This is a genomic window from Candidatus Viridilinea mediisalina (assembly GCF_002532535.1).
Taxonomy (GTDB): Bacteria; Chloroflexota; Chloroflexia; order Chloroflexales; family Chloroflexaceae; genus Viridilinea; species Viridilinea mediisalina.
This window is the reverse complement of record NZ_NQWI01000049.1, coordinates 22,967-36,849: the sequence shown is the minus strand read 5'-3', so window position 1 is coordinate 36,849 and position 13,883 is coordinate 22,967. Positions and strand designations below refer to the sequence as shown.

Below are 13,883 nucleotides of genomic sequence, written 5' to 3'. Positions count from 1 at the left end.
TACACACCAAGCGGTGCTGCCTTGTCTCAATGGATCGCGTGAGAACGCGGCGGAGCAAAAAAGTCTATACCTGAAAGGGGGGCGTTGGCCATGCATGTGGTGGTGACGATACCTCCCATTGCCCTCGCCCGCATACAACGAGTTGGCGATCTTCGCCGGGCAGGGCGTAGCAGCGGCCTTGTGCGCCTGGATGCAGAGAGGTTCATTGCGGGGCCGCTGCTACGCCCCTCCATATCATTGCTAATACATCTTTTCTTGTATTACTCTGATACTATATTTTAGTGACTTAATTTACTGTAGAATGTTCGGCACGAAAATCATGGTTGTAATCAACAAAGTTAGACTTATTGCGAAAGAAACAGACCAATAAACGAGAACACTTTTAAATTTAGGCAAATTGAATAGCGGGACAATAATAAAACCAAGCGGAAAGAAAAGAGCTATTAAACCCATGAGAACATTTTCTTTAAAAGACTTAATAACTATATAAATAGTGCTTATTAATAAATTGATCACGCTAAACAACGCGAAAATCAAAATAACTAAACCAATGAACTCAAAAGAAGTGAATTGAAAAGCTTGTACAAAACGAGAAATAATAAAAAGATTTAAAAAGATGAACGGTACTATTATGATAAGACGAGATTTTCTGACAATACTCAAAAAGATAGTACAAAAAGATATAATTGGTAGTATTATCATGGAGAAATTGATGAGTAAAAAGAGAAATATTCCAATAATATTATCAATGACACTACTGGCACTTCTGCCTCTTACATCTGGGTTACTTGCGCTGATATACATCAAATCTAGAATAAGAACGACCATTAATGACAATGCTGTTGAGATAATTGCGATAGTTGACGACTCTCTATGTAACATTTCCAGAAATCCGAGCCTAATATTCGGCCTTTGATGACAATGCGTTTGTAACGACGGTGAAATTGTCTGTATAGACGCACCACAAGTAGGACAATATTTGAAGTTACTATGCTCTACAACAGACTTGCAATTTGGGCAAGATATCGAGTTGTTATTCATGCTGAGAACCTATAAAATGGATTTTTGTCTTGAACGTTAGTACGTAGCGAAGTAGTATCGAGATTAGCTTACCGATCTCAGAGATACCGATACCATTCCGCATCAAGCCCGGTGTTGGTAGCAGTTGTCTAGCAGGTGTCCCTATTGAAACACCTGCTTGTAGTTATAATCCGAGACTCAAACATTGCTCTGATCTGCACATCAGAACTGCGACTACCTCGCTATAATTTTCCACTCACCCTCCTCTTTTATCATTGAAAACATCTCTCGCCCGCCAAAGCCATCATGAAAGCTAATCTCGAGAATTACATCGGCAAGCTCGCCATTGATATTCTCTCGCACAACGGTAATGTTTTTAATTCCTCCTCGTGCCGCAATCTGCTGCGACATCCGAGTCATAGCTGGAGTTATCTTAGAGCTAAACCTTGCCCGCGAATCAGCACTAAAGTACTTAGCAGCACTGCTTACGTTACCCCGATCAAGCTCATACATGAAGTCTGAAGCGGTTTTGCCAGGGCCACTACCAAAACCACAACTAGCCAGCAACACAAACGACAAAACTGTCACCAACATTCCGAACCATCTTTTGGTTTTCATCAGGTGCCTTTCTACCGTATGCTCACTCGATAAGAACAATCTCATCAAGCCATCGACTATTGGCTAACCTAGAAGGTAAAATGTAGCTACCATGATAGAATGGAAGCGCAAGATAATCGAATGTTCCATCAACGAGATCAACCCCTGCTGCAAGATAGGCCCGCCAGACAAGTTCAGTGCAATAAAGTTGATCATCTTTTCCAAGATCAAAGTCAAGATCAAATACGAGCATTCGTTCAAAAAATATCAATGCTGCATTGGCTGCTTCTATCCCTATTTCAGATGAGTTGTCTTTTACTCGATAGACGGCTGCATATTGTGCACGATCAGCACGGAGAAATGATGTAATAACATCCTTTCGTACATACGAATTTTTATTATCCAAAGCACCTTCTTCGTAAGGAATAGCATGGATTACGTAAGTAATCCCATCTTCATCTCGATAAATTATTCCTGAATGTGAAAATAGACTCTCTTGGTCAATAGACATGACCATTTGACTTACTGCGCTCCGTCCTTGTCTTAGAATAATGTCGCCTGTTTGAAGTTGATCTGGATTAAACGCAAGCGATGTGCGTGTGTAATCAACGTAGACTGAAGCACTGTTAAAAAATAGCAGTGATAGTATAAAAAGTATCCGGAAAGTGTTTTTTGCAAACTGATGCACTACCAATTTCTTCAATCCTGCACTATCTCGTTGGTGATAGTGCAGGGACGAGCGATTTCACGCAGACGATACAAGCTGATATGACCACATCCAGCTAAACAGATCGCTGTGACGATGATAGCAAATAAGAGAACACTACGCATAGGAATATCTCCAAGTGAATTGATGAACTACTACCGCCAGACTACCAATTGTGCATCCTGAGGCAAAGTAGCCACAGTCGCTACCTGCAATGTTCCCACGTCCAACAGCGTGAGCAAGCCAGATGCTGGGTTGACGAATGCAACCTGTCCTCCATCAGGCGCAAGCAGCAAGGTCGTTGCAGGAAAATCGTTCATTAGTATTTGGGCTGTGCTTCCGTCAGTATGAGCAAGAATAAGTTGCTTAGACTGCAGAGTTTCATCGCCGGAAGAACTGATGTAAATAAAGCGACTATCGAATAACCACACAAGATCTTCGATCCATGAATCTATAGGCAGCAAATTATAGTCCCATTGTCCTTGTTCCACTATAGAATACCCATAGCGATGATCTGAACCAGGAACTTCAGAACCAGGATTCCAGTATGGGTTATCGAGAAAGAGCATGGCTTTCTGCCCATCAGGGGTAATCCAGCCGGGAGAAACACTTGTAAAAGAGAGTTGATTCAACGTCTGAGAAGCTAGATTGAAGGCGTAATAGGCACAACTTGCATTCAATCCAGAAGTACATGTATCAAAGTAGAGTTGTGTTTCATCACTGCTCAATGTAATCTGCCAAGGTGATCCCGTAGCTTCTCGAAAAGAAGAATTAGACAAATCACTACTCTGTAGCATAGCATGCACTTCCTGCTGCCGCGTGCCGCCTTGCATAATGCGGAATGGTGGAGGGCTAAAGGGGTCGTCCAATGGGCCATCAATACTCACCCAGTAGGGCGTTCCGTCACTACGCAATGCCAATGGAGTTATGGGCTTCGCTGCCACTTCTTGGAGCAGACCACTATCCAGACGCAGACTATAGGTCTGCCCTTCACTGATGAATACGATGGTCTTACCATCGCCTGAGGGCAGATTGCGTAGCTGTGGTGTCAGAAAGGCTATGATCTCTTGCAGTCCACCAATGGCCCGACGGATGCGGGTACGTGCTAACCCTAGCCTTGGTTCATCACCAGTGGGGTGGCGCAACCCGCCATGCGTAAGCGTGATAGCCGCTTCAATATCTTCAAGCACTGCTGCGAAACGTTCCTGCAACTCCGCGTTGTTCATAGGCAATACAAGCGTTCGATTCGCTTCAAGCTCCGCACTGAGCAGATCAAGGGTGCGTTCTACTCGCTGACGCAGATCATCAGTTATAGGTACATTTGTCCCAAAAGCATTAAGAAAAGTTTCCAGATTCTCAGATTGTCTGAGTAGAGCACGTAGTTGGTTTACTGTTGCACTATCCGCATCCTCAACAAGAGAGGTATCTACAACAGCTATCATCGGACTCGGCTCGGCAGTGGGGCTTGGCTCGGCAGTGGGGCTTGGCTCCGCAGTGGGGCTTGGCTCGGCAGTGGGGCTTGGCTCCGCAGTGGGGCTTGGTTCACCAACTACCACTGCATCGCTTGCTATTGATGTTGAACTCGGTTGGACAGTGACATGAGTAGGTGTTGCAATGCTAGGGATTGCTATGGCCGACGTAGGAATTGCACTCGGCGAGATGTCGCTTTCAGAAACCACACCTTGACCGCATGCTGCAAGTAGGGTGATGGATAATAGAGCAAAAATTCGCATAATCCAGTTTAACAACTCTGCCTCCACTTTATGCAAATATTATTGTGACTTGGTGTACACAACGCGCATACCTCTAGCTGTTATTATCAGGTTATTATTATCAATAAGAATGGGTATAAACATCGAATCTCCGTCTGGGCCAATCATTCGCAATGATCTAGGGGTAACAAGCTCGTATTTAACGGTCATTTGTCCTTGTTCCATAATGTCTGTTATCATAAGATCACCGTTTCTGTGGAAAACGAGAATATTGGTTACTCTACCACTGTCAGATTTAGCTACCCATGTACCAACAATCGACTGACGCGTTATAAATAGCTCACCTGACTCCGTTGAGAGATAGATTGGTAAACCTATAAATAGCAATAAAAACATTACCAAAATGCTTTTGCCTATGTGTGAATTTAAGATCGACTTTATAACAGATCTGTCAGAACTTGTAACCGAAGTTCCAGTTTGAGGCAACGGAACCATAAGAGGCGGAACATCCTGCTCGGTTATCTTCTGACCACAAGCAGTACAGAAGTATCCGGGGGGGGTAAGAGTGGCTTGGCAATTTGGGCAGGTTAGATGATTTGTCATCGCCTTTCTCCCGTGCTTTCCTAAGAAATACTCAATAAGGTAAACAACAAGAACATAGTGCCAACTCAATATCTAAAAATCATCCCATTACACTCGAAGTCTAGTATAGCTGCATATGACAGGAAAGTCAATATAGACTTCACCTTCAGATATGGCATACTCAGTAGACAAACTCACCAATTTCTTGAGCCATTTGGCAAAATGAGGACATTTCTCGGCAATAAGAGTATCCCTCTAGCCAATCTGCGAGTCTATCTGCATCTAGTCTTTTGAATTCAGAAGCTCGGTTTGGTCGATCTACCACGATGATCTGGTGTGGCAAAAAGTGATCGATGAGTGTCGTTGATTGTGTGGCCACGATAATCTGTGTTTGTATGGATGCGCTGTGGAGAATTCCTGCGAGCATGCTCATGGCATGGGGATGTAATCCGAGTTCCGGTTCGTCAAGAATAATCACCTTGGGGCGTTCGCTCGCTGGTTGCAAGAGCAGCGTGATCAGGGCCATGATGCGTAATGTACCATCGGAAGCTTGATGCGGGCCAAAGATGACATCGCTGTTCTTTTCGCGCCACTGTAACATAACCGTTTCATGGACGGGTTCTAAGACAAAATCGGCGGCGCTCGGAGGTTTGCATGGCCTCAGAAGCTGTCTGAAAAGCTAGTGGGCACACGTTGGAGTGCCGGCTTTAGCCGGCTGAAGCCGGCACTCCAACGCCAGTTCATAGACTTTTCAGACAACCCCTTATACGCCGCCATCACGCGGGCGCCGAGTACAACTTGTACATAATGTACAAGAACGCTTGACAAGGGTTAAAGCGCGGTGTATAGTACGCAACAATAAGCTTCTATGGCAGGTCTTCCCCCGCTCAATGACTGGAGCGGTTGTGAGCAGCCTTCCAAGAGCTTTGCCTCATCCTGCTTCAACCTACTTGGCTACTCAGGACTTGCGGTGCCACGCGGCACCACCGCGCCTCCGTTCGTGCGCTGTTGCACTCCGGGGGCTTCGCTGGATCAGCGACTGCGGTAGACTATAGCGCGACAATGGCGCTCGCCTTTGCTTCAAAGCGTTTGAGGCTGGCGGGCGTCTGTTTGTCTGCCTCTAAATTGGCCCGTGGTGTCGTCTCTATAGCAATTTGTAAACGAAATCGTAAGGTGAAAGCGTGATGAATCTCCCCGTGCGTTCAGCCCACAGTTTGTACGACCCGCGTTTTGAGCATGATGCCTGTGGGATCGGCTTTGTCGCCCGAATTAATGGCGCAGCTAGCCATGAAATCTTGGTGATGGCGCTCGAGGCCCTTGGGAACCTTGAACATCGTGGCGCGGTAGCCGATGATGCGAAGACGGGCGATGGTGCGGGGATCTTGACTCAGCTTCCGCGTGCGTTGCTTATGCGTGAGTTGGCCGCCCAAGGTCTGCATGCCGAAGCTGATGCGTTGGCGCTGGGGATGTTTTTCCTGCCGGTTGATGCGGAGGCCTGTGCTGCTGCTTGTGCCATTATTGACCAGGCGCTCAATGAGCGTGGGATTGAACGTTTGGCTTGGCGTGAGGTGCCGGTGGATGCCGATGCCCTTGGTGAACGCGCCCGCGCTGCGATGCCTCAGATTCGTCAGGCTATTCTGCTGCGCCCCGCGACGAGTGATCCCGTTGCCTTTGAACGTATGCTCTTCCTCGCCCGCAAGGCGATGGAACGGGCCTTTATGCAACAAGGGCTTGCTGCCTATATCCCGTCGCTCTCCTGTCGCACGGTGGTCTATAAGGGGCTGCTGCTGGGCACCAATCTGGCCCAGTTCTACCATGACCTGCGCGACCCGGAGTATACCAGTGCGCTTGCGGTCTACCATCAGCGCTATTCGACCAATACGTTCCCGACGTGGGAACGGGCTCAGCCGTTCCGCATGCTTTCGCATAATGGCGAGATCAATACGATCCAGGGTAATGCCAATTGGATGCGGGCCCGTGAGGCGGTGTTGCATCTGCCCGAAGGTTTTATCGAGACGCCTGTGGATGGCCCGAAGGCGCTCTATCCCGCCTTGGATATGAATGGCTCCGATTCGGCGATGCTCGATAACGCCTTGGAATTGCTTGTCCTTGCTGGGCGTGATGTGCGCCACGCGATGACGATGATGGTGCCTGAGGCATGGGAGAAGATCCGCGATCTTACCCCTGCGCTGCGGGCCTTCTACCAGTATCACGCCTGCCTGATTGAGCCGTGGGACGGCCCCGCTGCCCTGACCTTCTCCGATGGGCGGATTGTCGGCACGGCGCTCGACCGCAATGGCCTGCGCCCCGCTCGCTATATTGTGACCGATGATGGCCTGGTGGTCTCCGGCTCTGAGGTGGGTGCGGTGCAACTCGATGAGGCCCGCGTTGTCCATAAGGGTAAGCTTGGCCCCGGCCAGATGATTGCGGTGGATACCGAGAGCGGGCGCTTCTTTACCAATGATGAGGTGAAGGAGTATCTTGCCGGTTTGCAACCCTATATGCAGTGGGTTGGCAAGCATCTGCAAGGCTTGGAGTTGCCCCCTAGCTCAGGTGCGGCCAATGGGAAGCATGAGGGCAGCTTGCCCCCAGATGAGGTCGCTGAGTTGACTATTCAGCAGGTTGCGTTTGGCTATTCCACCGAAGACCTGAATGTGGTGATGAAGCCCATGGGCAGCACTGGCCAAGAGCCGGTGGGCTCGATGGGTGATGATACCCCCGCAGCGGTGCTCTCCCGCCTTGAGGTGGGCCGTCCGCTCTTCCACTATTTCAAGCAGCGCTTCGCTGAGGTGACCAATCCGCCGATTGATTCGCTGCGCGAAGATCTGGTGATGTCGCTCAGTGTTGCTCTGGGGCGGCGCCGTAATCTGCTCGAGGCGACCCCTGAACACGCCCATCTGATCCAGCTCACGACGCCAATCTTGACCGATGACCAGTTGGCGGCGTTGCGGGCGACGGTTGACCCTGAGTTGGTTTCAGCCACCGTTCCCGCCCTCTGTCCCGTTGGGACTTCGTTGGCCAATGCGGTCGCGCAGTTGCGTGCGGCAGCCGAGAAGTCGGTACGCGCCGGGGCGAGCATTTTGATCATTAGTGACCGTGGGGTGACGGCTGAACAGGCGCCTATTCCGATCCTCTTGGCGGTGAGTGCGGTGCATCACCACCTCATTCGCACGGGCCTACGGACGCTCTGTAGCATTGTGGCCGAGACGGGCGAGCTGCGTGAGGTACACCATTTGGCTTGTCTGACTGGCTATGGGGCCGAGGCGGTTAATCCCTACTTGGCGCTTGCGAGCATTAGCCATTTGGTGCTTGAGCGCGAAGCGTTGCGTCAGAAGAGTGCCAATGGGACAGCCGAGGTGGACAATACGCGCAATGCGGCCTTGGTTCAAGAGGCGCTTGAACACTTCATCCACGCGCTCGAGAAGGGGCTGCTCAAGGTGATGTCCAAGATGGGCATTTCGGCCCTCGATAGCTACTGTGGTGCCCAGATCTTTGAGGTCTTTGGTCTCGAACAGGCCCTAGTGGACGAGTGCTTCAGCGATACGCCAACGCGCGTTGGGGGGGTCGGTTTTGGGCGCATCGAGCGCGATATGCGCGCCCGCCACGCCCGCGCCTTCGACCTGCCTGCGCCAAGCTTGGGGCATCCCGGTATCTACAAGTATAAGAAGGATGGTGAGTACCACGCCTTCGGCCCGCCGATCATCCACGCCCTGCATAAGGCGGTGCGGAACCCCCACGCGCTCACTGGCGATAGCCAAGGCCCAGGGGTGAGTGACGAGGGCTATGCGATCTATCGCGCCTATGCTGATCTTGTCAACCAGCGTCCGCCGGTGGATCCGCGTGATCTGTTGGAGTTGGTGCCCGCTGGCCCGCCTGTGCCCCTTGATGAGGTTGAGCCGATTGAGGCGATTGTGCCGCGCTTTAGTACCGCCGCGATGAGCCACGGTTCGACTAGCTCGGAGGCGCACGAGACGCTTTCGATTGCGATGAATCGCCTGGGCGGTTTGGCCAATAGTGGCGAGGGTGGCGAGGATTATGCGCGCTACCAGGATGAGCGCATTAGCCGCATTAAGCAGGTGGCTTCGGGGCGCTTTGGGGTGACGCCAACCTACCTGGCCAATGCCGTCGAACTGCAGATCAAGATGGCCCAAGGCGCGAAGCCGGGTGAAGGTGGTCAGTTGCCCGGCCACAAGGTGAACGAAGAGATCGCCCGCATCCGCCATACCGTTCCTGGCGTGGCGCTGATCAGCCCGCCGCCCCATCACGACATCTATAGCATCGAAGACCTGGCCCAGCTTATCTATGATCTGAAGCAGGTCAACCAAGGGGCGCGGGTGAGTGTGAAACTGGTGGCAACCGCCGGAGTGGGCACGATTGCCGCCGGGGTGGCCAAGGGCTACGCCGATACCATCCTGATCAGCGGCCACTCCGGGGGCACCGGCGCAGCCGCCTTGAGCAGCATCAAGAACGTGGGCCTGCCTTGGGAGTTGGGCCTCGCCGAGACCCAGCAGACCCTGGTGCTCAATGGTTTGCGCGACCGCGTGCGCCTGCGGGCCGACGGTGGCCTGAAGACTGGGCGTGATGTGCTGATGGCCGCGCTGCTCGGTGCCGATGAGTACTCCTTTGGTACGGCTGCACTGGTGGCCGAAGGCTGCATCATGGCGCGTGCCTGCCACAACAACACCTGCCCGGTGGGCATTGCGACCCAACGGCAGGAGTTGCGCGCCAAGTTTACCGGCAAGCCGGAGATGGTGATCGCCTTCTTCCGCTATATGGCCCAGGAGATCCGTGAACTGTTGGCCAGCCTGGGGCTGCGCTCAATGGACGAGGCGGTGGGCCGCAGTGATCTGCTGCGCCAGCGTAGCATCGGCGTGGGCGATGCCGATACCCTCGACCTAACGCCGGTGATCGGTTCGGCCCACCATGCCGGAGGCGTGCCGTTGCGCCACGGCGGCCAGATGAACGCGCTGCCCCCACTTGAGACGATCAACGACCGGATTATGCATGATACCCGGGGTGCGCTGGCGGGCCGTGGGCCGGTGACCCTGAGCTACGAAATCCGCAACCGCGACCGCTCGGCAGGCACGCGCCTCGCCGGGGTGATTGGCCAACTCTACGGCCACAAGGGGCTCCCCGAAGGCACCATCACCATCAAGCTACGCGGCAGCGCCGGGCAGAGCTTCGGCACCTTCAACGCCCCCGGCATGAGCCTCTTGCTCACCGGCGAAGCCAACGACTACGTAGGCAAAGGCATGGCGGGCGGCCTCATCGTCGTCGCACCCGATCCCAAGGCGCGTTTCGCACCCCACGAGAATGTCATCGCGGGCAACACGCTGCTCTACGGCGCCACCGGGGGCGAACTCTACGCTGCGGGTCAGGTGGGTGAACGCTTCGCAGTCCGCAACTCCGGCGCAACCGCAGTCGTCGAGGGCGTCGGAGACCATGGCTGCGAATACATGACCGGCGGGGTCGCCGTAATCCTCGGTCAGACCGGGCGCAACTTCGGGGCCGGCATGACCGGCGGGGTCGCCTTTGTGCTTGACGAAGCGGGAACCCTGGCGCAGCGCCACAACCCGCAGTTGATCGAGTTGCAGGAACTGAGTAGCCGCGATGAAGCGCGCGTTCAGGCATTGATCAAGCGCCACATCGAGTTGACCGGCAGCGCTCGTGGGTCTGAAATCCTAGCGCGTTGGGAAGTCTACCGGCCCCTCTTCCGTGCCGTCTACCCCCGCGCAGCGGTGGCACGCATCGAGAACGCCGTCGAAGGCGCAGAGGAACTCCACAAGCCTGCGCGCGCAGCGTAAATGGTGGTGGTTTTGGGGGAGGCGAAGCCTCCCCCAAAAGAGCTTTTTTGGCAGTAGCGCAGAGGTCGCCCTGTGTAGGGGAACGGCGCTGCCGTGCCCCTGGGGGCTATGGTTTAAGGGCGGACAGAACGTTTGCTTTGGTAGCGACCGATAGAGCTTTGGGATGCCTAGGATGGCCCTCACCCCCTACCCCCTTCGGCAAGCTCTAGTTCGACAGGCTCACCAACCGGGCACCGCCTCTCCCACGTTGTGGGAGAGGGGCGAAGGCAGCACTGTTTTGTTGCGTTCCTTTGCGCTCTTTTGCGGCAATGAACACATGTTTTGTCCGTCCATAAAGGGGCTATGACTACCACGGGCACGGCGACGCCGTGCCCCTACACGGCACCACGCAACGCTTATGCGCATCCTTCAATCGTCATTGGTCTCAGCCCCCCGCTGCACCAGCCACTGCTCTAGCTCGTCGCGGCCAGTGAAATCGAACAGTGCCTCGGCGAGGTCTAGCATCTGCATGGTGTTGAGGGCTTGCACTTGTCGGGTCAATGGCTCACTCAACGGCCCACAGCGGCGCACGAGCAGACGCAGGAGCAACTCAAGATGGCCCTTCTCGATCCCCTTCTCGATCCCCTTCTCGATCCCCTTCTCGATCCCTTCTGCCACTCCCTCTTCCCTCCACTTGCTGATCAAGGGAGATTCGGGGATGCTGTAGCGATCATAGCGAATAATCTGTTCGGCCATTGCTGCAAGCTCCTTATCCGTTGAAGAGGGCCAAAAGATACGGTTTTGGGCGAACCCCTCCCTTATCCAACCAATTGCCCCTGCGGCATGGCCGCCACCACCTGATCAAATTGGGCCTCGGTGGGTGGGCGTAACGCCATAGCCAAAACTTCGTCTAAGGTGTCAACGGGGACAAAGGTCAATTCGGTGCGCACTTCAGCCGGAAAGTCGTCGAGGTCGGCGAGGTTGCGCCGGGGGAGGATGATGGTCTTGATGCCGGCACGATGGGCTCCCAGGGCCTTCTCTTTGATGCCGCCAATCGGCAAGACGCGCCCGCGCAGTGAGATTTCGCCCGTCATTGCCACATCATCGCGCACCAAGCGCCCCGTCGCGGCAGAGGCGAGTGCCGTTGCGATAGTAATGCCCGCCGAAGGGCCATCCTTGGGCACCGCTCCGGCAGGGACATGGATGTGGATCGCGTGTTGATCAAAGAACTTCGCATCAATCCCCAGGGTGGCTGCCCGCGAACGCACATAGGTCAACGCGGCCTCGGCACTCTCGCGCATCACCTCACCAAGCTGGCCGGTAATGCGTAGCTCGCGGTTGCCCTCGAGGGCCATTGCCTCCACAAAGATAATATCGCCGCCCACAGCGGTCCAGACCATCCCCGTGGCTACGCCCGGCTGATCGATGCGCTCTTGGGCTTCGTTGTAGAAACGCTGTCGGCCTAAGGCATCACGCACAAAGGCGGTGTCAATCACAACCTGAGCTTCTGGTGCGTGCTGTGCATCCTCGCTACTTGGCGTTACCTCCTGAGCTTCTGGTGTTTGCTGTGCCTCCTCGCTGTTTTGTGCTGCATCCTTTGCCGCTCTGCCCTCCTCCTCGGCCAGTTTACGCACCACCTTCCGTAAAACCCCGCTGATATTGCGTTCAAGGTTACGCACCCCGGCCTCGCGGGTATAGCCATTGATCAGGGTGCGCAGTGCTTCCTCCTCAAGCACCACCTCGTGACTCTGCAACCCATTGGCGCGGAGTTGACGTGGGATGAGGTGGGTCTGTGTGATCCGCACCTTCTCATCTTCGATATAGCCAGAGAGCTCAATCACCTCCATGCGGTCGCGCAGGGGCGGCGGCACGGCATCCCAGGTATTCGCAGTAGCAAGGAAGAGTACCTTCGAGAGATCGAAGGGTAGATTGAGGTAGTGATCGGTAAAGGTATGGTTCTGTTCGGGATCAAGGACTTCGAGCAGGGCGGAAGCGGGATCGCCGCGATAATCATTGCCCAGCTTATCAATCTCATCGAGCATAATCACGGGATCGGCGCTACCGGCGCGGCGCAACTCTTGGATAATGCGGCCCGGCTGGGAGCCAATGTAGGTACGGCGAAAGCCGCGCAACTCAGCCTCATCGCGCACCCCGCCGAGGCTCATGCGCACAAAGACGCGCCCCAAGGCACGGGCAATACTCTGACCCAGGCTGGTCTTGCCGACGCCCGGCGGCCCCACGAAGGCCAGGATGGGTTCACGACCAGCGCGGCCACTATCCTCACCCAGCGCGGCGCGGCGCTGCCGCACGGCCAGATATTCGAGCAGACGCTCCTTGACCGTCTCCAAGCCATAGTGATCCTCATCGAGTACTTGGCGCGCCAAGGCAATATCCACCTCCTTGCCGCTATGCTTACTCCAAGGCAACTCGGCGAGCCATTCGAGGTAGGTGCGCACCATCTGGTATTCGGGTGAGCTACCATTGATGCGGCGCAGACGCCCCAACTCACGCTCGGCCTCCTTCTGGGCCAGATCGGGCAACTGAGCCGTTGCAAGCTTCTCGCGCAGATCGTCCAACTCCGCCGTCTCGCTATCGTCCTCGCCCAACTCCTTCTGGATGGCCCGGAGCTGTTGGCGCAAATAGAACTCGCGTTGCTGACGCGCAGAACCCTCCTGCACCTCTTGGCGCAGACGACTCTGGATCTCCAACACCGCCAACTGCTTATGGTAAAGTTCGCGCACCTTCGTCAAGCGCTCCATGAGATCGAAGGTCTGCAACAGATCAAGCCGCTCCTCAAAGGTATAATCGGGCGAATAGCCGGTATTATCGGCCAGATGGCCGGGGTCATCAATCGAGCGCACAAAGTTGCGAATTTCCTGGGTAACCCCAGGGCGCAACTCTAGCACCGCATCAATCACGGCCCGCACCTCAACCATAAGCGCTTCCAATTCAGGGGTACGCTCAACCTGATCGGGGCGGCTCGTATAGGCAAAACGGGCATAGGTCGTGCTCGCATCCTGAACCCCAAGCTCCACACGTACGAGGCCGCGCACAATAATGCCACTCGCACCGCCGGGCAGCACACCCGACTGCTCAATGCGGCCAACGACGGCCACAGGAAAGAGTTGCTCACTCAAAGGAGCCTCGGTATCGGCATCAGGGCGTTTGGGCGCGAGCAAAATCTGACGCCCCTGCTTCAGCGCCACCTCAACCGCAGCCACATTATGCTCATCAAGGGTCAAACTAATCACCGTATGCGGAAAGACGACTGCGCTCTCAAGCACAACCAAAGGCAGGCTCTGGATCTGGTCTTGTGATGGATCGGTAGTGATTTCAGTTGGCTCTTGCATAGGATCATACTCCTCGACAATATTCTGCAATTATTATCAAACTAGGCTCAGGTGGTGTCAATGGCGCATGTGGGCTATACGCCAACTTCTAGCGTTTTGTTTACAAAGCGCAAGGATTCAGGATACTGGAGAT

At 54.2% G+C, this 13,883-nt stretch carries 8 protein-coding genes; 2 read left to right on the top strand and 6 right to left on the bottom strand.

What is annotated here, in order from left to right:
• Positions 1-1,254 precede the first annotated feature (1,254 nt).
• From CJ255_RS11815 to CJ255_RS11795, 4 genes are all read right to left on the bottom strand, one after another.
• Positions 1,255-1,638 (bottom strand): DUF4878 domain-containing protein, encoded by a 384-nt coding sequence (locus CJ255_RS11815; protein WP_165774681.1) that lies wholly within the window; start codon positions 1,636-1,638, stop codon positions 1,255-1,257.
• Between the two features lie 22 nt (positions 1,639-1,660).
• Positions 1,661-2,305, bottom strand: a complete 645-nt coding sequence (locus CJ255_RS11810) for a YiiX/YebB-like N1pC/P60 family cysteine hydrolase (RefSeq protein ID WP_165774680.1) — start codon at positions 2,303-2,305, stop codon at positions 1,661-1,663.
• 173 nt (positions 2,306-2,478) lie between these two features.
• Entirely contained in the window at positions 2,479-3,765 is a 1,287-nt protein-coding gene (locus CJ255_RS23545; RefSeq protein ID WP_165774679.1) for a hypothetical protein, read from the bottom strand.
• A 1,033-nt stretch (positions 3,766-4,798) separates the two neighbouring features.
• Positions 4,799-5,218: an AAA family ATPase gene (locus tag CJ255_RS11795; RefSeq protein WP_097644302.1), complete on the bottom strand. Its 420-nt coding sequence runs from the start codon at positions 5,216-5,218 to the stop codon at positions 4,799-4,801.
• Between the two features lie 267 nt (positions 5,219-5,485).
• Here CJ255_RS11795 and CJ255_RS24110 point away from each other — a divergent pair, with 267 nt between their 5' ends.
• Together CJ255_RS24110 and gltB are read left to right on the top strand one after the other, a co-directional pair.
• Positions 5,486-5,665, top strand: a complete 180-nt coding sequence (locus tag CJ255_RS24110; RefSeq protein WP_124681913.1) for a hypothetical protein — start codon at positions 5,486-5,488, stop codon at positions 5,663-5,665.
• A gap of 136 nt (positions 5,666-5,801) precedes the next feature.
• Entirely contained in the window at positions 5,802-10,421 is a 4,620-nt protein-coding gene (gltB, locus tag CJ255_RS11790) for a glutamate synthase large subunit (protein WP_097644301.1), read from the top strand.
• 408 nt (positions 10,422-10,829) lie between these two features.
• On the opposite strand, the gene CJ255_RS11785 is transcribed toward gltB, so the two are convergent.
• Positions 10,830-11,156 carry a DUF4351 domain-containing protein gene (locus CJ255_RS11785; protein ID WP_097644300.1) on the bottom strand — a complete coding sequence of 109 codons (327 nt, stop codon included), beginning with the start codon at positions 11,154-11,156 and terminating at the stop codon, positions 10,830-10,832.
• A gap of 62 nt (positions 11,157-11,218) precedes the next feature.
• Positions 11,219-13,750, bottom strand: a complete 2,532-nt coding sequence (gene lon / locus CJ255_RS11780; RefSeq protein ID WP_097644299.1) for an endopeptidase La — start codon at positions 13,748-13,750, stop codon at positions 11,219-11,221.
• Positions 13,751-13,883 lie beyond the last annotated feature (133 nt).